Genomic DNA, 17,441 nt, shown 5'->3' on the forward strand with positions numbered 1-17,441 from the left:
CGGGCGGCATGCGTCTATGCTCGGCGGTTCTGTCCGCTTTTTCCTCGCCTTCCATGCATGCGCTCGCCCCGGTGTTGTTCGTCCTGATATGGTCCACGGGCTTTCTCGCGGGGCGTGGCGTGGCCAGCCATGCCGACCCGTTCTGGTTCCTGGCCTTGCGCTTTGCCTGCGTGGCCGCCGCCTTCATCGGCGCGGCGCTCTGGGTGCGGGCCGCCTGGCCCCGGGGCGCACGGCGCATCGCCATGCACCTGCTGGCCGGCGCGCTCATGAGCGGGCTGTACCTGGGTCCGAGCTGGTGGGCCATGTCGCAGGGGCTGGCGGCCGGCATCATGTCGCTCATCGGCGCGCTGCAGCCGCTGTTCACGGCGCTGCTGGCCGTGGCGGTACTGGGCAAGCGCCTGTCGGGAACCACCTGGGCCGGTCTGGCGCTGGGCTTTGGCGGCGTGGGCCTGGTGCTGCTGCCGCGCCTGCAGGCGGCCGATTCCAGCGCGCTGTCGCTGCCCGTGGTGCTGGTCGCAGCGGGCAGCATCTTCTCGCTCACCGTGGGCTCCATGGTGCAGAAGTCGCCCCTGGCTGCGGGCGACGACCTGCGCAGCGCCAGCGCCGTGCAGAACATCGGCGCCGTGGCCGTGCTGCTGGCCATGGCGTTCACCGTGGGCCAGCCGCACTGGGACAACTCGGCCGCACTCTGGGGCTACCTGGCGTTCTCGGTGCTGGTGCTGTCCATCGGTGGCGCCACGCTGCTCATCTGGCTCATGCGCCAGGGCGAGGCCACGCGCACCACAGCCCTGCTGCTGGCCGTGCCACCGCTGTCGGCGCTGCAGGCCTGGCTCATCTTCGGCGAGACGCTCTCGGCCATCCAGCTCGTGGGCTTCGTCGTGGCCATCGCCGGGGTGGCGCTGGCGCGCCGCTGATCGCCCATGCAAAAATTTCAACGGCCGCACAAAAGCCTTCATGCCGCCCGCGCCGCGGCGGGGCTACGATGCGCTGCATCCATAACAAGGGGACCCCGTGCCTGACCTGTCGAAAATCACCTGCATCGAAGACCTGCGCGTGGTCGCCCAGCGCCGCGTGCCGCGCATGTTCTATGACTACGCCGATTCGGGTTCGTACACCGAGGGCACCTACCGCGCCAACACAGCCGAGTTCCAGTCCATCAAGCTGCGCCAGCGCGTGGCCGTCAACATGGAGGGCCGCAGCACCCGCACCACCATGCTTGGCCAGGACGTGGCCATGCCCGTGGCGATTGCGCCCACCGGCCTCACGGGCATGCAGCATGCCGACGGCGAGATCCTGGGCGCGCGTGCGGCCAAGGCCTTCGGCATTCCGTTCACGCTGTCGACCATGAGCATCTGCTCGCTAGAGGACATCGCCGAGAACACCGGCCGCCACCCCTTCTGGTTCCAGGTCTACGTGATGCGCGACCGCGACTTCATCGAGCGCCTGATCGACCGCGCCAAGGCCGCCAACTGCTCGGCGCTGCAGCTCACCCTGGACCTGCAGATCCTGGGCCAGCGCCACAAGGACATCAAGAACGGCCTGTCCACCCCGCCCAAGCCCACCCTGCGCAACCTCATCAACCTGGCCACCAAGCCGCAGTGGTGCATGGGCATGCTGGGTACGAAGCGCCGCAGCTTCGGCAACATCGTCGGACATGCCAAGGGCGTGGGCGACCTGTCGTCGCTGTCGTCGTGGACGGCCGAGCAGTTCGACCCCCAGCTCAACTGGGGCGACGTGGAGTGGATCAAGAAGCGCTGGGGCGGCAAGCTGGTGCTCAAAGGCATTATGGACGCCGAGGACGCGCGCCTGGCCGTGGACAGCGGGGCCGATGCGCTCATCGTGAGCAACCACGGCGGGCGCCAGCTCGACGGCGCACCCTCGTCCATCGCCGCGCTACCAGGCATCGCCCAGGCCGTGGGCAAGGACATCGAGGTCTGGATGGACGGCGGCATCCGCAGCGGGCAGGACGTGCTCAAGGCCCGCGCGCTGGGCGCGCAGGGCACGCTGATCGGGCGCAGTTTCCTCTACGGCCTGGGCGCCTTCGGCGAGGCTGGCGTGACCCGCGCGCTGCAGATCATCCAGAAGGAACTCGACATCACCATGGCCTTCTGCGGCCATACCAACATCAACAACGTGGACCGCTCGATCCTGCTGCCCGGCACCTACCCGGTTTAGGCATCCAGCCAGGTAGCGCGGGCCTTCTCCAGCCTGTATGGCCGCCGTGCCCTTTGGCGTGGGCGGGTGCCCCTGCCGGCGCGCTATAACCGGTGCATGACGCTTTCATGGATGGCCTGGGCCTGGATTCCCCTCACCCTCTGGGCCGCGCTCGCGCAGACGGCGCGCAACGCCGCACAGCGCTCCGTCACGGCCGAGCTGGGCACGCTGGCGGCCACGCTGGTGCGCTTTCTCTACGGGCTGCCGCTGGCCTCGGCCTGGGTGGCGGGCCTGACCTTCGTCGGCACCGGCTACGGCGTTCCGCATTTCTCGCTGCCCTATGCCGCCTGGCTGGCCATGGGTGCGCTCACGCAGGTGGGGGCCACGGCCTTTTTGCTGCTGGCGATGAAGGAGCGCAATTTCGTGCTCGCCGTGGCCTATTCCAAGACCGAGGTGCTGCAGGTCGCGCTGTTCTCGGCCGTGCTGCTGCAGGAACTGCCCGGCCCGCTGGCCTTCGGCGCCATGGCCGTGGCCACCGTGGGCGTGGTGCTGCTCTCGCTGCCGGCCGGCGGCTGGCGCGCGCTGCGCGCAGGGGAGGGCGGCAGCAGCAAGCTGGTGGTCTACGGCCTGGCCTCGGGGGCGTGCTTTGCGCTCGCCAGCGTGGGTTTTCGCGGGGCCTCGCTGGCGCTGGGCGAGGGCGTGGCACCCTGGGTGGCCGGCGCCTGGGGCGTGTTCTGGGCGCAACTGCTGCAGACCCTGGTGCTGGGCGGCTGGCTGCTGGCGCGCCAGCCCGGCGTGGCCGGTGCGATTGCGCGCGCCTGGCGGCTGTCGGTGGTGGCGGGCTCCATGGGCGCGCTGGCCTCCATCGCCTGGTTCACGGCCTATGCCATGCTCCCGGCGTCCGACGTGCGCACGCTGGGGCTGGTCGAGGTGCTGTTCAGCTACCTGGTGTCGCGGCGCATGTTCCGCGAGAGCCTGTCGCGCACCGAGGGCATCGGTCTGGCGCTGGTGCTGGCGGGGCTGGTGGGCATCTGCGCCCAGTGGTAGCGGGGCACCGTATCAGGGGGCCGGGGCGGTCAGGGCCGCCAGCCGCCGCAGCGTGGCCAGGTAGGCCACCACGTCTTCGCGCTCCTGCGCGTCGTTCAGGCTGTAGTCCATGGCCTGACCGGGGATCAGCGCCTCCGGATCGTTCAGCCAGGCCTTGAGCGTGGCCCGCGTCCACAGCAGCTTGCTGGCCTGCAGGGCCGGTGAATATGGGTAGTCCTTGAGGGCACCTGCACGGCGGCCGACCACGCCGCGGTGGGCGGGGCCCTCGCGGTGCGCCTCCACGCTGTGGCAGCCCGCGCAATGCTCCTGGTACACGGCACGTCCGCGTTCCACCGATTGGGCGGATGCACCGCTGCCCGCCAGCCAGAGCAGGCAGGCGGCGAACGCCACCGTGCTTCGTTTCACATCGGGCCTCATCCTGGGAGGCCTGGCTGGGGATGCCGGGTGGGAAGGGGGCTGCAAAGTCCGGTGGGGTCGTTCATGGGGCCAGGCTGGGTCGGATGGGGGAGCACGGGGCAGTGCCTGCGGGGCGCCGACCGTGCCTTGTGCCACCTATACGGGGCTGGCCAGCCATTGGATGCAGCCACCGGAGTGGGGGCGGTTTTATGGGGAGGCCCTGCATCCAGATGCCGGTTTGTGGCGTATCCACAGCAGACCCCTTGCAACTTCCACCGTGACTTCGGGCCATCCCACACAATCGGCGCATGAGCACCCTCACCCCAGACAGTGAACTGATGTACCTCCTTGACCGCATTGCCGCGCAGGACGACTCCGCGCTGAAAGCCTTGTACGAGAGCACCTCGTCCAAGCTGTTCGGCCTGGCGTTGCGCATCGTGCGCCACCGTGACGTGGCGGAGGACGTGCTGCAGGAGGCGTTCCTGAGCATCTGGCGCGGGGCGGGCAACTACCGCGCATCGCTGAGCCCGCCCATGGCCTGGATGGGGCTGATCGTGCGCAGCCGTGCGCTGGACGCGCTGCGCAAGCGCAGTTCCGAGCGCAGCGACCTCACCAACGAGTTCGACGACGAGATGGCCCAGACCCTGGAAGGCGATTCGCCCAACCCCATGGACGTGACCCAGGCCAGCGAACAGGCCTTTGCACTGCACCAATGCCTGGGCAAACTGGACAACAAGCATCGCGAGGTGGTGAGCCTGGCCTACCTGCGCGACCAGAGCCACAGCGAGCTGGCCGAGCAGCTGCAACTGCCGCTGGGCACCGTGAAGAGCTGGATCCGGCGGGGCCTGGAGCAGTTGCGCCAGTGCATGGCCCGCTACATCTGAGCCGAGGCGCACCATGAACATCACCCAACACCCCGAACTGCTCGACCGCCTGGCTGCCAGCTATGCGCTCGGTACCCTGCGCGGCGGCGCACGCCGCCGCTTCGAGACCCTGGCCCGCGAGCATGCGGCCGTGCGGGCGGCCGCCCTGGTGTGGCAGACCCACTGGTCGGGTCTGGCCGAGCTGCAGGAACTCGCGCAGCCCGATGCCGCCGTGTGGACGCGCATCCACAACCTGGTGCAGGCCGAACGCCAGGCCCAGGCCATGCAGGCGGCTCGCCTGGCCGGTGCCGGCGAGCCGGCCTTGCCGGTGTCCGCGGGCCCCGGTGGCTGGCTGCGCAGCCTGCTGCTGTGGCGTGGTGCGGCCGTGGCCGGCGCCCTGGCCACCCTGGTGGCGGTGGTGGTCGGGCTGCAGGTCAATGGCGGCTTGCGCGCCAGCAGCGGCGCCCAGATCGCCGAGCTGCGCCAGCAGCTGCAGGCCGCGCCGCAGATCCAGTACGTGGCCGTGCTGGCCGACGACAAGGCCGCGGCTTCCATGCTGGTGACCTTCGATCCGAAGAACAACCGGCTGGAACTGCAGCGCGTGGGCGGCTTCCAGGAGGGGGCGGACCAATCGCTGCAGCTGTGGGCGCTGCCGCCTGCGGGCGGGCCGCGTTCGCTCGGCGTGCTGGGGCAGGAGAAGCTGCTCAACCTGACGGCCGGCGAGGCCGATGTGCGCCAGGTGCCGGTCCTGGCCATCAGCCTGGAGCCCAAGGGCGGTGTGCCCAGCGCGGGTGGGCCCACGGGCCCTGTGCTGTTCAAGGGCGAGCTGATCCAGCGCATGTTGTAAAAGCATGAAGCCCCCCTGAGGCGCTGCGCGCCTTCCCCCCAGGGGGACGCCGCCAGTGCGGCGGGGCGGCCCTTGCACGGCGGCACTGGCATGGTTCCGCGCCGAGTTGGACGGGTGGTGGGCGGTGCGGGACGCCCCAATGCCGCAAGGTGCAGCCCTTGGGGCTTGGGTGGAAGAAAAATATCTGTGGTTTTTGAATCCGGGGCGCACCAGATTGCGTAAGTAGGGTGCAACATCCTCTTACATCGCTTTCGTACTGGAGCCCCCGATGACCCACAGGCGTCCCTTCACCGTGTTTGCGGTCCTGGCCATGGCGGCCGGGCTGGCGCAGGCGGACACCGGCAAGCTGCTGCTCACCGGCGGCGTGAACACCATTGCCGGCTCGGCCGGCGGGGGGCTCACGCCCTGGGCCGTGATCGGCAGCAATGCCACCGAGGGCGAGGTCGGCTTCAGCGGCTACGCCACGCGGGCGGGCACGCGGGACTACGGCCTCACCGGCTACGGCGTGGCCGTGGGGCTGTTCGACCGGGCCGAGCTGTCGCTGGCACGGCAGGACTTTGATGCCTCGCCAGCGCTGGCGCTCAACGGCATCGCGGCCTTTGGCGTGACCCCCGGCCAGCACATCAGGATGGACGTGGTGGGCCTCAAGTTCCGGGTCGCCGGCGATGCGGTGCTCGATGCCGACAGCTTCATGCCGCAGATCGCGGTGGGCATCGAGCACAAGCGCGCCCACCCCGGCTCCATCCAGTCGGTCTACAACTTCCTGAGCGTGAAGAACAGCGGCACCGACGTGTATGTGAGCGCCACCAAGCTCTTCCTGGCGCAGAGCCTGCTGGTCAACGCCACGCTGCGTTCCACCAACGCCAACCAAAACGGCCTGCTGGGCTTTGGCTCGGCGGCCCCGGGCAAGAACAGCCGCAGCCTGCAGCCCGAATTTTCGGTGGCCTACCTTGTGAGCAAGAACGTCGCCGTGGGCGCCGAATACCGCTTCAAGCCCAACCACCTGCAGGCGCTGGGCGCTGCGGCCGGCCTGGGCGCAGGGCTGCGCGAGGACGACTGGAAGGACCTGTTCATCGCTTGGGCACCGAGCAAGCACCTGTCGCTCACGTTGGCCTACGTGGACCTGGGCCGCATCGTGCCCGGGGTGACCCAGGGCCGGCGCCAGACTGGCTACTACCTCTCTGCACAAGCCGCGTTCTGACCCCCGGCACTTCTGGAGACCGATCATGAAAAAGACCCTGATGGCCTTGGGCCTCGCCGGTGCCTGCCTGCTGGCGCTGCCCGCCCTGGCCCAATCCGCAGCGCCTGCGGGCCTGTACCAGGCGCTGGGCGAAAAGCCCGGCATCGACCGCCTGGTGGACGACTTCGTCAACCGCGCCGTGAAGGACCCACGCATCGGCGCCCACTTCAAGGACACCAAGCCCGCTGCGCTCAAGGAGAGCCTGGCCGACCAGTTCTGCCAGCTCAGCGGCGGGCCTTGCAAATACGAAGGCGCCGATATGAAATCGGCCCATGCCGACATGCAGATCAACAAGGGCCACTTCCATGCGCTCGTCGAGGTGCTGCAAAGCGCCATGGACGCGCAGGGCATTCCTTTCGCCCAGCAGAACCGCCTGCTGGCCCTGCTGGCCCCCATGCACCGCGACGTGATCACCGTTCACTGACTCAGAGAGAGGGAACCTTGCCCATGCAACACACGCTCATCGCCATCGCCGCCGGCATCGCTGCTGGCTCCCTTGCCCTGGGGGCGCACGCCGGCAACGTACAGATCCAGGTGCTTGACAAGGAGGGCAAGCCCGTGCCCGACGCCGTGGTGGTGGTCTACCCGCCCGCCGGCAGCGGTGCCGCGCCCACGCTGGTGGCACCCAGCCCCGTGATCGAGCAGGAGAAGATGCGTTTCGTGCCTGCCGTGACGGTGGTGGTGCCGGGCACCACGGTGCGTTTCACCAACCAGGACCGCTGGGACCACCATGTGCGCGGCAACGCCGCCGCGCCCGCGGCCAGCGCGGCGCCCGGTACCGGTGGCTTTGAATTGCGGCTGGCCGGCAAGGCCGATGGCAAGCCCTCGAATTTCGCCGACGTGAAGCTCGACACCGCGGGCGTGGTGCTGCTCGGTTGCCACCTGCACGGCTCCATGCGCGGCCACGTGTTCGTGACCGATTCGGCCTGGACACTCAAGACCGACGACAACGGCATCGCCCGCTTCGCCAGCGTGCCCGAGGGCGCAGCCCAGGTGCGCGTGTGGCATGCCGAGCAGCTGGTGGACCTGCCGCGCAAGGCCGTGCAGGTGCTGGCCACGCCGGTGCTCGACACGGTGCAACTGAGCGTGGTGCCGCGCGTGCGCCGGGCACCGCCGCCTTCCACCGCACCTGGCGGCCCCATGGGCTCTTACAGCCAGGCACAGCCGGCCCACCAGCACACGCACTGACGGGCGCCGGGAGCGGGCCGCTTCAACGGTGGTTCAGTGCCACCTCGGCCGCAGGGGCGGGGGGCATGCTGCCGTCGGCGGGCAGGGCCTGCAGGTAGGCGTACAGGGCGCGCGCATCCACATCGCTGAGCTGGCCCAGGGACTCGAAGGGCATGACCTGGATGGACGTGCCATCGGGCCGCTTGCCGTTGCGCAGCATGGCCACAAAGCTCTCCGCCGTCGGGTAGCGCGCCATGGAGCTGTCCTTGCCGGGGCGGATGTCGGCGGCGGCCGGCCAGTCCGGCGGGCCGCCGGGGATCTTGCCGCCCGCCAGGTTGGCGCCGTGGCAGCCGATGCACATGTTCGCCACGTACTGGCCATTGGCCACTGTCACGCCGGCGGGTACCGGGCGCGAGGGGGCCAGCTGGTGGTCGATGCGCGCGGCGGCGTCGGGAATCAGGCCCAGCCCGTACAGCACCCAGGCTGGGCGCGGCAGCTCGATGGCGGCAGGCGTGCCCTCCTTGGCAGGCAACTGGCGGATGTAGGAGACCAGGGCGTTCAGGTCGTCGTTGGTCAGGCGGTTGTAGTCCTCGCTGGGCATCACCAGCAGCGGGCGGCCGTTGGGCTTGACGCCGTGGCGGATGGCGCTGTTCCAGTCCTCGGGCTGGTAGCGGGCCACCACGCCGGCCGCCGTGATGTTGGGGCCGGCCAGGCGCGTGCCCTTGCCGTCGTTGACGAACTCGCGGCCCGTGCCCGCAGCGCCATGGCAGTCGGTGCAGCCGCGCGAGCTGAACAGGTAGCGCCCGCGCTCGATGGTCTGCGCCTCGGTCGTGTAGGCCACGGGGCGGGGCTTGACGTCGATGTAGCGGTTGCGCTTTTGCTCGGCCAGGTACAGGCCGGTGGCCGCCGTTGCGGCAACCAGCACGCCCAGTGCCAGGGCGCTGCCGGCGGTCCATTGGATCCAGCGTTTCATGGTGGGGAAGCCTTGTAGGAAGGGGGTCAGAAACTCGATGGAGCGGATTCTGAAGTCCTGCAGGCCGTTTGGCGCACTGCGCGCGCCAGGCGCGGGCGGCCCCGGTGACATATGTCACGGATAGCCTGCCCGCGCGGCCCACCAGGTCGCCGCGGGGCAGGCCATGCCCCTGCCGCCGGGGCCGATCAGCGCTCGACGGTCTTGTTCCAGCGCGCGTTCCAGGCGGGGCGGTTGGCGTTCACGGCATCCCAGTCCAGCGTCACGGCATTCTTCATCCACTGGCTGATCTGGGCCACCTGGGCTGCCCCTTCGCCCACGGCCGGGGCCTTGGGGTTGGTGGGGATCTGGGCGCCGAACTGCAGCACATTGGCCTGGGCCAGCGGGCTCAGCAGGAACTCGGCGAGCTTTTGCGCCAGCTCGGGTTCGCTGTTGTTGGCGATCACGCACTGGCCCACCATCAGCACCACCGAGCCCTCCTTGGGCTGCGCGTACTCCACCGGGATGCCCTTGGTCTTGAGCGCGGCCACGGCCGTTGGCGTGAGCGGGAACATCGCAGCCTCGCCGGTCTGCACCATCTCCGAGATCTTGGCCGAGCTCGGGATGTACTCGAGCACGTTCGGGCCGATGGTCTTGGCCCAGTTGTTGAAACCCGGCTCCACGTTCTTGTCGTTGCCGCCCTGGATGCGGTTGAACATCAGGAAGCCATGCAGCCCGAAGGACGACGAAGGCATGGACTGGAAAACCACCTTGCCCTTGTACTTGGGGTCGGCGAAGTCCATCCACGAGGTCGGCGGCGCCCAGCCTTTCTCGGTGAACATCTTGGTGTTGTAGGCAATGCCGGTCATGCCCAGGCTCACGCCGCTGGCCAGGTCGTCCTTGAAACGGGCGGCCGGGTAGATCTCGGCGAGGTGCGGGTTCGGCCGCTGCTTCTGGCACAGGCCCATGCCCATGGCGCGCACCATGATGCCGTCGTCGAGGAACATCACGTGCATCTGCGGCTTGTCCTTGTTGGCCTGCGCCTTGGCCAGGATGTCCGAGGAGGTGCCCGGCACCACCACCACCTTGGCACCGTGCAGCTTCTCGAAGGCCGGGAAGACGTACTGCGTGTACGCCTTCTCCATCGTGCCACCGTTCATGCCGATGTAGATCGTTTTCGTCTGCGCCCCGGCCATGCCGCTGGCGGCCAGCGTCACCGCTGCGGCGGCCGCGGGCAGCGCGCGGCGCAGAAAAGAGGTCTGGCGAGAAGAGGTCATGGGTCTTTCCTTTCAGGTTGTCGTCGGTAGCGGGCAGGGGATGGGGATCAATGGGCAGCTGCGGCCGCTGGCGCATCTGCGGTGGCGAATCGGTCAATGGCAAAGGCGTCGGTGGGCGTGCTGCTGCGACCGTCGCGCGCGAGTTCGGCCAGCACCTCGCCCACCGCGGGGCCGATCTGGAAACCCGCGCCCGCAAAGCCGAAGCCATGGATGAGTCCGGGGGTGGTGCGGCTGGTGTCCAGCACCGGCTGGCGGTCAGGCAGGTAGCCCTCGGTACCGCTCCAGGTGCGCAAGAAATGGGCATGCTTGAGTGCCGGCAGCAGCTCGATGGCCTGCACCGCCAGCGCCGCAATGGCGCTGCGCTCGGAGCGGGCGCGGTCGCCGTCCAGCGCCACGCCGGATCCACCGCCCAGCACCAGGTTGCCGCGCGCCACCTGGCGGCAGTAGATGCCGCCGCCTTCCACGCCCAGGCTCCATTGCATGAAATAGGGCAGGGGCTCGGTCACGGCCATTGCCGGGTGGCCCGAGCGCAACGGCACGGCCTCGCCGAACTGCGCCGCCAGCGGGCCGGCCCAGGCGCCGGCGCAGTTGATCAGCACGGGCGCGCGCACCTGCAACTGCTGCCCCGAGTGCAGCGTGAACTGCCGGCCATCGTGCTCCACCGCATCGAGCGGCGTGCGCTCGAAGATGTGCGCGCCCGCGCGCCGCGCCGCCAGGGCGAACGCGGGTGACACCAGGCGCGGGTTGGCCTGCCCGTCGTCGGGGCACAGCGACCCGCCCACGGCGCGGCCTCCGAGCCAGGGGCAACGCTCGCGCAGGCGGGCGCCCGACAGCAGCTCGATCCCGAGCCCGAAGTCGCGGCTCATCGCCTGGTATTTCTCCAGCGAGGCCAGGTCGGCCTCGCTGCGCGCGATCTTGAAATGGCCGGTGCGCTGGTACTCGCCATCGGTGCCCAGCAGCGCGGGCAGGCGGCCCCAGATCTCGTGGGCGCGCTGCGCCAGCGGCAGCTGGCTCACCGGCCGGCCCTGGCGGCGCACACCGCCATAGTTCACGCCGCTGGAGCGCGAGCCGCACAGGTCGCGTTCGAGCAGCACCACGTCCACACCCCGGCGGCGCAGCGCCAACGCGGCCGATGCGCCCACGATGCCGCCACCGACGATGGCGACATCGGTGTCCAGCACCCGCGGGCTGCTGGTCAGGGTTGGCGTGGCGGTGCTCATGCTGCGGTTCCGTGGTGCGGGCTGGCGGCCTGCAGGTGGATGGGAATGGGCTTGATCGGGGCCTGGCCGCGCAGCCGGCCCACCAGCTCCACCGGCTTGCCGGTTGCATGGGCCAGGATCTCCGCCGCCGCCACCCCGCAGCTGCGGCCCTGGCAGCGGCCCATGCCGACGCGGGTCAAGGCCTTCAGGCGGTTCATCTCGTCGGCGCCGGCCTCGCGCACGGTCTCGCGCAACTGGCCCGCGGTGACATTCTCGCAGCGGCACACGACCAGATCGTCGGGTGCATGCGCGGCCCAGTCGGCCGGGAAGGGAAAGGCGCGCTCCAGCCCTTCGCGAAAGCGCTGCAGGTGGGCGAGCCTGTCTTCGAGCGCCTGCGCGCGGGCCGCATCCACCGCCATGCCCTGGTCGGCCAGCAAGGCCAGCGCAGCGCGCTCGCCGGCCCACTCGGCCGCATCGGCGCCCATGATGCCCGCGCCGTCGCCGGCCAGGTAGACGTTGGCCACGCTGGTGCGGCCCGCGGCATCGCGCTCGGGCAGGTGGACGCGGTGCAGGGGCGCCCAGGCAAAGCGGCAGCCCAGCAGGTCGGCCAGCTGGGTCTCGGAGCGCAGGGCGTAGCCCAGGCCCACGGCATCGCAGGCCAGCGTGTGCTCGCGGGTGCCGTCACTCCACACCACGCCCTCCACGCGCTCGCTGCCGAGCACGCGCACGGGGCGCACGCCGGTGTGGATGGGCACGCCATGCGCGCGCAGCCAGCCCACGTAGTACACGCCCTTGGCGAAGGTGGCGGGCTGGGTCAGCAGGGCCGGCACGGCGGCCACCTGGTCGGCCAGGCGCGCGGTGTCCAGCACGGCGGCCACGGTGGTACCGGCGCGTGCGTACTGGTAGGCCACCAGGTACAGCAGCGGGCCGGTGCCCATCAGCACCACGCGGCTGCCGATGGTGCAGCCCTGGAACTTGAGCGCCACCTGGGCGCCGCCCAGGCTGTAGACTCCGGGCAGGGTCCAGCCCGGCACGGGCAGCACGCGGTCGGCGGCGCCGCTGGCCACGATGAGCGGGCCGTAGGGCACGGTGCGCGTGGTCTGCGTGGGGCCGTGCAGCACATCGAGCAGGCCGCCCTGGGCGTTCCACACCAGGCTGTCGGGGTGGTAGTCGATCTCTCCTGCCATGCCGTCGAGCGCGGCATGCACGGCCGTGGCGCGCGCTGCTTCGGTGCCGTACAGGGCCGAGGCCGGGCGTGCGAAGTGCGCGGGCGGGCGCCGGTAGATCTGGCCGCCGCCGCGCGCCGATTCGTCGAGCAGCACGGGTCGCACGCCATGGGCGGCCAGGGTCTGCGCGGCGCGTATGCCGGCGGGGCCCGCACCCACGACCACGGCCTGCAGGGTCGTGCGCTCGCTCATGCCGCGCCTTCCTGGGTGCGCAGAGCCATGCCCGGCTGTATGAAGGTGGCGCAGGCGCGCAGGCGCTCGCCGCCCTCGGTCTGCACCCAGCAGTCCTGGCAGGCGCCCATCATGCAAAAGCCCGCGCGGGGCTCGTGGCTGAACTCGTTGTGGCGCAGCCGCGCCTGCAGGGTGAGGATGGCGGTGAGCACGGTGTCGCCTTCGAGCGCGCTGGCCGGCTGGCCGTCGAGCACGAAGGGCACGGCCTGGCGCGTGGTTTCGGCCACACGGCGCAGCAGCGGCGAAGCAGGGGAGGTCATCGTCATGGCCATGGCTTACTTGCGTCCCACGAGGACGCGGTCCAGGCCATAGACGCGGTCGAGCAGTACCATGGCAACCGCGGTCACGGCCACCATCAGGGCCGACACGGCGGCCATCAGCGGGTCGATGGACTCGGTGGCGTACATGTACATGCGCACGGGCAGCGTCACCGTGCTCGGCGAGGTGACGAAGATCGACATGGTCACCTCGTCGAAGCTGTTGATGAAGGCCAGCATCCACCCGCCGGTGACGCCCGGCAGGATCATGGGCAGCGTGATGCGCGTGAACACCGTGGCCTGGCTGGCACCGAGCGACAGCGCCGCGTGTTCGGCACTGCGGTCGAACCCGACCAGCGCCGCCACCACCAGGCGCAGCGTGTAGGGCGTGACGATCAGGGCATGGGCCAGCACCAGCCAGCCGAAGCTGCCCGTGCCGCCCACCAGCGCGAACAGGCGCAAGAGGGCCACGCCCAGCACCAGGTGCGGAATGATCAGCGGCGACAGGAACAGGCCGTTGAGAAAGCCACGGCCCGGGAATTCGTAGCGCGTGATGGCGATACCCGCAGGCACGGCCAGCACCGTGGCCAGCGTCGCCGACGCGAGCGCCAGCCACAGGCTGTTCCAGAACGACTGCACGAAGTCGGGGTGGTCGAACACCGCCTTGAACCAGCGCAGCGAGAACGCGGTGGTCGGCAGGGTCAGCGTGTTTTCGGGCGTGAAGGCCACCACGCACACGACCAGCAGGGGGGCGAGCATGAAGGCGATGACGAGGGCGTTGAACGCCAGGGCGATGGGGCCGTTTTTTTGCATGGTCAGATTTCCTGCGGGCTCTGCGTCGTCATCCCAGTGCCTTCTTGTAGCGGCCCTCGACCAGGCGGTTGTAGCTGAGCATCACCACCAGGTTGGCCACCAGCAGGGTCAGGGCCACGGCGGCGCCCAGGGGCCAGTTCAGCTCGTGCAGGTATTCGTCGTAGACCACGGTGGCCACCATCTTCAGGCGCCGCCCACCGAGCAGGCCGGGGATGGCGAAGGAGCTGGCCGCCAGGCCGAAGACGATCAGGCTGCCCGAGAGGATGCCCGGCAGCACCTGCGGCAGCACGATGCGGCGCAGCGTGGTGAACGGCGATGCCCGGAGCGACAGCGCGGCGTTCTGCACGCCGGGGTCGAGCTTTTGCAGCGAGGTCCACACGGGGATCACCATGAAGGGCAGCATCACATGCACCAGGGCGATGATGACGGCGATCTCGGTGTAGAGCATCTTCACCGGGCCGATGCCGACGAGCCTGAGCGTGCCGTTGACCAGGCCCTCGGGCCCGAGCAGCATGCTCCAGCCGAAGGCCCGCACCACCACCGACACCAGCAGCGGTGCCAGCACCACCAGCAGCAGCACCGAGCGCCAGGGGTTGCGCATGCGGCTCAGGATATAGGCCTCGGGCGCGCCGACGAGCACGCAGATCAGCGTGACCAGGGCCGAGATCCAGAAGGTGCGCCAGAAGATGGCGTGGTAGTACGAATCGGCGAAGACGTGGGCGTAGTGCTCCAGCGTGTACTCGCCGGCCTTCACGCCCGTGGCCGGGTCGAAGGCGTTGAACGACAGCACGGCCGTGAGCGCCAGCGGCACCAGCAGCAGCGCGGTGAACAGCAGCAGTGCCGGGCCCGAGAGCCACCAGGGCACGGCCTTGCGTGCAGCGCTGGTCATGCGGCCACCTTGGCGTCGTGCAATGCGCTGTCTTCGTCGGCCAGCAGCAGGCGCATGCAGTGGTCGGGCCAGTCCACGCCGGTGCGGTCACCTTCGTTCAGCGCGTTGCGGCCATCGTTGGGGGCCAGCACCATCAGGTCGCCCACGGGTGTGGCCACGCGGTACAGCCACTGGCTGCCCAGGAAGAAGCGCTCGCCCACCTCGCCGTCGAGCCGGCCCTGGACGGCAGGCACCAGCTGCAGCTTTTCGGGCCGCACGCTGAGCAGCACGGCGGCGCCGGGCCGGAACGCCGGGCCCTCCACCTGCACGGCCAGCGAACCCACGGCCACGTGGGTGCGCTCAGTGCCGCTGGCCGTGACCTTGCCGGGCAGCAGGTTGGCCTTGCCCACGAAGGTGGAGATGAAGCGCGTGCGCGGGTGCTCGTAGACGCGGTGCGGGTGGTCGATCTGCGTGGCGCGGCCGGCCTCCATCACCACCACGCGGTCGCTGATGGACATGGCCTCGCTCTGGTCGTGCGTGACCATCACCGTGGTCGTGCCCACCTTGCGCTGGATCTGGCGCAGCTCGAACTGCATCTCCTCGCGCAGCTTGGCATCGAGGTTGGACAGGGGCTCGTCGAGCAGCAGCACGGGTGGCTCGATCACCAGCGCGCGCGCCAGCGCCACGCGCTGGCGCTGGCCGCCGGATAGCTCGCGCGGGTAGCGCGTGGCGTGGGCCTCCAGGTGCACCAGCCCCAGGGCCTGGGCCACGCGCTCCTTGCGCTCGGCCTTCCCCACCTTGCGCATCTCCAGGCCGAAGCTCACGTTGTCGGCCACCGTCATGTGCGGGAACAGGGCGTAGCTCTGGAACACGATCCCCAGGCCGCGCGTGTTGGCCTTGGCGTGCGTGATGTCGCGCCCGTCGAGTTCGATGCGGCCGCTGCTCACCGCCTCGAAGCCCGCCACCATCTGCAAGGTGGTGGTCTTGCCGCAGCCCGAAGGGCCCAGCAGTGACACGAATTCGCCTTTTTCCACCGCCAGGTTCATGGCCTGCACCGCGCAGGTGCTGCCGTAGAACTTGGTCACGTCAGTGAGTTGAAGGAAGGACATGCACGGGCCTTTCTGGTCGCTGTTTCATCGCCGCGCTGCGGCAGTCGCTGTGGTGCCTGTTCCCTGTCTGCACCGGGGCGGTGCAGGGGGTTGGCATCCCGTGGACTGTCTTGCGCTTTCGATTCAATGTATTGCAGTAATCAGGCCAGTTCGCATCGGGTATTCCATTAATCAGAATATTTATTGAATTTATTCCGTTTAATGGAATATGATGGGCCTTCAAAATGCCATCTATTCCACAGGAGCAGTGCATGGAACCAGCTTCCACCTCCACGGGCGGCGTGCCCCGCATGTTTGCCGTCATCCGGGCTCTGGCCGAGGTGCAGGCCGAGGGGGGGCGCGTCACCCAATTGGCGCGCGCCGTGGGCCTGACCCAGGGCACGACGCACCGTTTGCTGCAGTCACTGGTCGCAGAGGGCATGGCCGAGCAGGACGAGCGCAGCAAGCTCTACCGCCTGTCCACCGAGTTCTTCGCCCTGGCGGCCAAGGCCGGCAACCCGGGCGACCTGCGCAGCCTGTGCCGGCCCGCGCTGCTGCGCCTGAGCGCGAGCCTGGGCGACAGCATCTTCCTTTTGGTGCGCAGCGGTTTCGATGCGATCTGCCTGGACCGCAGCGAGGGGCCGTTCCCGATCCGCTCCTTCACCGGGGACATCGGCGGCCGGGTGGCGCTGGGGGTGGGGCAGGGGGCGCTGTCCATCCTGGCCTTTTTGCCCGAGGCCGAGCGCGAGGAGGTGATCCGCTTCAACCTGTCGCGCGTGCGCGAGTACGGCGTGTACGACGAGGTCTACCTGCGCACCGAGATCGAGCGCGTGCGCCAGACCGGCTATGCCGCCCGCAATACCGGCCTGCTGGAAGGCATGGCCGGCGTGGGCGTGCCCGTGCTCGACCGCGAGGGCCGCGCCGTGGCCGCGCTCAGCGTGGGCACCATCTCGGCGCGCCTCAACGAAGACCGCCTGCCCACGGTGGTGGAACTGCTCAAGCGCGAGGCGGCGGCCATCGGCCCGCGCATCCACCCGTTTGATGCCACCTTGCGCCGCCCCGCGCAAAGCCTGGCAGGGCAGCAGCCCGAGCAGCGCCTGGTGCCCGGCGGCGTGCCAGCCGCGCCGAACTGAGCCGGGCGGCGGGCAGGCAGGCGGGCGGCGTATGCTGCGGGTTCCTGCCCTGTCCAGGTGCCATGGATGCGGCGTTTTCCAACCCCCTTGCCCCAGGGCTGCCATGAACCCCATCCTCACTCTCGTCGTGTACTTCGCCATCATCACCTGGCTGCTGGTGGTCGTGGCCAGCCTGATCCGCGCCCGCGCCTGGACGCCCTCGGGCCTGCTGCTGGCTTTCGGCAACCGCGACCACCTGGCCGACCCGGGGGCCTTTGCCGGCCGCGCCGAGCGCACGGCGCGCAACAGCTTTGACAACCTCGTGTTCTTTGCCATCCTGGGCCTGGCGGCCACGGCCAGCAACCGCACCGGCAGCCAGGTGGAGCTGGGCGCCCAGGTGTTCTTCTGGGCGCGCATGGTCTACATCCCGGTGTACTACATCGGCATCCCGTATGTGCGCACGGCCACCTGGGCCGTGAGCATCGCCGGGCTGGCGATCATGGTGGCGGCCTTGCTGTAGTTCGCCCGCAATGCGAAGGGTGTGCAACCGGTGATGCCGGACACAAGGCACCGCAAGGACTGGGGCCGGAACTGCGGGGCGGCGCCTACAGTCCGTGTTCCTCTCCATACGGCCGAGGCTGTGTGGAAACACCCACGAGCATACGGGCCAGCCCCATCTCGCAGCACTGAGCCTCATTTTCCACTAG

19 protein-coding genes are annotated in these 17,441 nt (G+C 69.7%); 10 read left to right on the forward strand and 9 right to left on the reverse strand.

The features are described 5' to 3' along the window. Nucleotides 1–53 precede the first annotated feature (53 nt). From AC07PF_RS20150 to AC07PF_RS20160, 3 genes are all read left to right on the forward strand, one after another. Entirely contained in the window at nt 54–914 is an 861-nt protein-coding gene (locus AC07PF_RS20150; RefSeq protein WP_494612995.1) for a DMT family transporter, read from the forward strand. Nucleotides 915–1,011: 97 nt separating this feature from the next. Continuing rightward, nucleotides 1,012–2,175 carry an alpha-hydroxy acid oxidase gene (locus tag AC07PF_RS20155; RefSeq protein WP_471634073.1) on the forward strand — a complete coding sequence of 388 codons (1,164 nt, stop codon included), beginning with the start codon at nt 1,012–1,014 and terminating at the stop codon, nt 2,173–2,175. A gap of 96 nt (nt 2,176–2,271) precedes the next feature. Next, a complete protein-coding gene (locus AC07PF_RS20160; RefSeq protein ID WP_494612996.1) occupies nt 2,272–3,201 on the forward strand; it encodes a DMT family transporter in 930 nt (309 codons plus the stop codon). 12 nt (nt 3,202–3,213) lie between these two features. On the opposite strand, the gene AC07PF_RS20165 is transcribed toward AC07PF_RS20160, so the two are convergent. After that, nucleotides 3,214–3,606 (reverse strand): c-type cytochrome, encoded by a 393-nt coding sequence (locus AC07PF_RS20165; protein WP_494612997.1) that lies wholly within the window; start codon nt 3,604–3,606, stop codon nt 3,214–3,216. Between the two features lie 299 nt (nt 3,607–3,905). Here AC07PF_RS20165 and AC07PF_RS20170 point away from each other — a divergent pair, with 299 nt between their 5' ends. The 5 genes from AC07PF_RS20170 to AC07PF_RS20190 all read left to right on the forward strand — a co-directional run bounded on the left by AC07PF_RS20170 (nt 3,906) and on the right by AC07PF_RS20190 (nt 7,735). Continuing rightward, nucleotides 3,906–4,481 (forward strand): RNA polymerase sigma factor, encoded by a 576-nt coding sequence (locus AC07PF_RS20170; protein WP_494612998.1) that lies wholly within the window; start codon nt 3,906–3,908, stop codon nt 4,479–4,481. Nucleotides 4,482–4,494: 13 nt separating this feature from the next. Beyond that, complete coding sequence (locus AC07PF_RS20175; RefSeq protein WP_494612999.1) at nt 4,495–5,307, forward strand: anti-sigma factor; 813 nt, start codon at nt 4,495–4,497, stop codon at nt 5,305–5,307. A gap of 268 nt (nt 5,308–5,575) precedes the next feature. Beyond that, a complete protein-coding gene (locus AC07PF_RS20180) occupies nt 5,576–6,508 on the forward strand; it encodes a DUF3034 family protein (RefSeq protein ID WP_494613000.1) in 933 nt (310 codons plus the stop codon). A 25-nt stretch (nt 6,509–6,533) separates the two neighbouring features. Beyond that, nucleotides 6,534–6,971, forward strand: coding sequence for a group I truncated hemoglobin (locus AC07PF_RS20185; protein WP_007854134.1), 438 nt, complete (start codon nt 6,534–6,536; stop codon nt 6,969–6,971). A 23-nt stretch (nt 6,972–6,994) separates the two neighbouring features. Then, on the forward strand, nt 6,995–7,735 hold the full coding sequence (locus tag AC07PF_RS20190; protein WP_145696829.1) for a cupredoxin domain-containing protein: 741 nt from the start codon (nt 6,995–6,997) through the stop codon (nt 7,733–7,735). A gap of 22 nt (nt 7,736–7,757) precedes the next feature. On the opposite strand, the gene AC07PF_RS20195 is transcribed toward AC07PF_RS20190, so the two are convergent. The 8 genes from AC07PF_RS20195 to AC07PF_RS20230 form a co-directional block, all read right to left on the reverse strand. Continuing rightward, nucleotides 7,758–8,687, reverse strand: coding sequence for a c-type cytochrome (locus AC07PF_RS20195; RefSeq protein WP_494613001.1), 930 nt, complete (start codon nt 8,685–8,687; stop codon nt 7,758–7,760). A gap of 185 nt (nt 8,688–8,872) precedes the next feature. Continuing rightward, a complete protein-coding gene (locus AC07PF_RS20200) occupies nt 8,873–9,940 on the reverse strand; it encodes an ABC transporter substrate-binding protein (protein WP_007848301.1) in 1,068 nt (355 codons plus the stop codon). A gap of 47 nt (nt 9,941–9,987) precedes the next feature. Beyond that, nucleotides 9,988–11,160, reverse strand: a complete 1,173-nt coding sequence (locus AC07PF_RS20205; RefSeq protein ID WP_494613002.1) for an NAD(P)/FAD-dependent oxidoreductase — start codon at nt 11,158–11,160, stop codon at nt 9,988–9,990. Then, nucleotides 11,157–12,557 carry an FAD/NAD(P)-dependent oxidoreductase gene (locus AC07PF_RS20210; protein ID WP_494613003.1) on the reverse strand — a complete coding sequence of 467 codons (1,401 nt, stop codon included), beginning with the start codon at nt 12,555–12,557 and terminating at the stop codon, nt 11,157–11,159. Before AC07PF_RS20210 ends, AC07PF_RS20205 begins: the two co-directional genes overlap by 4 nt. Continuing rightward, nucleotides 12,554–12,868, reverse strand: a complete 315-nt coding sequence (locus tag AC07PF_RS20215; protein ID WP_007848294.1) for a (2Fe-2S)-binding protein — start codon at nt 12,866–12,868, stop codon at nt 12,554–12,556. Before AC07PF_RS20215 ends, AC07PF_RS20210 begins: the two co-directional genes overlap by 4 nt. Nucleotides 12,869–12,871: 3 nt before the next feature. Further along, the gene (locus AC07PF_RS20220) at nt 12,872–13,666 is read right to left on the reverse strand and encodes an ABC transporter permease (RefSeq protein ID WP_007848291.1); all 795 of its coding nucleotides are present in this window, start codon (nt 13,664–13,666) and stop codon (nt 12,872–12,874) included. Between the two features lie 28 nt (nt 13,667–13,694). After that, complete coding sequence (locus tag AC07PF_RS20225; RefSeq protein WP_007848288.1) at nt 13,695–14,555, reverse strand: ABC transporter permease; 861 nt, start codon at nt 14,553–14,555, stop codon at nt 13,695–13,697. After that, nucleotides 14,552–15,643 carry an ABC transporter ATP-binding protein gene (locus AC07PF_RS20230; RefSeq protein WP_007848285.1) on the reverse strand — a complete coding sequence of 364 codons (1,092 nt, stop codon included), beginning with the start codon at nt 15,641–15,643 and terminating at the stop codon, nt 14,552–14,554. Before AC07PF_RS20230 ends, AC07PF_RS20225 begins: the two co-directional genes overlap by 4 nt. 251 nt (nt 15,644–15,894) lie before the next feature. Here AC07PF_RS20230 and AC07PF_RS20235 point away from each other — a divergent pair, with 251 nt between their 5' ends. Both AC07PF_RS20235 and AC07PF_RS20240 read left to right on the forward strand, forming a co-directional pair. Next, nucleotides 15,895–16,755: an IclR family transcriptional regulator gene (locus AC07PF_RS20235; protein ID WP_007848282.1), complete on the forward strand. Its 861-nt coding sequence runs from the start codon at nt 15,895–15,897 to the stop codon at nt 16,753–16,755. A gap of 103 nt (nt 16,756–16,858) precedes the next feature. Further along, nucleotides 16,859–17,254: an MAPEG family protein gene (locus tag AC07PF_RS20240; RefSeq protein WP_494604554.1), complete on the forward strand. Its 396-nt coding sequence runs from the start codon at nt 16,859–16,861 to the stop codon at nt 17,252–17,254. Nucleotides 17,255–17,441: the final 187 nt, after the last annotated feature.

Source organism: Acidovorax sp. GW821-FHT10A04 (genome assembly GCF_059415825.1).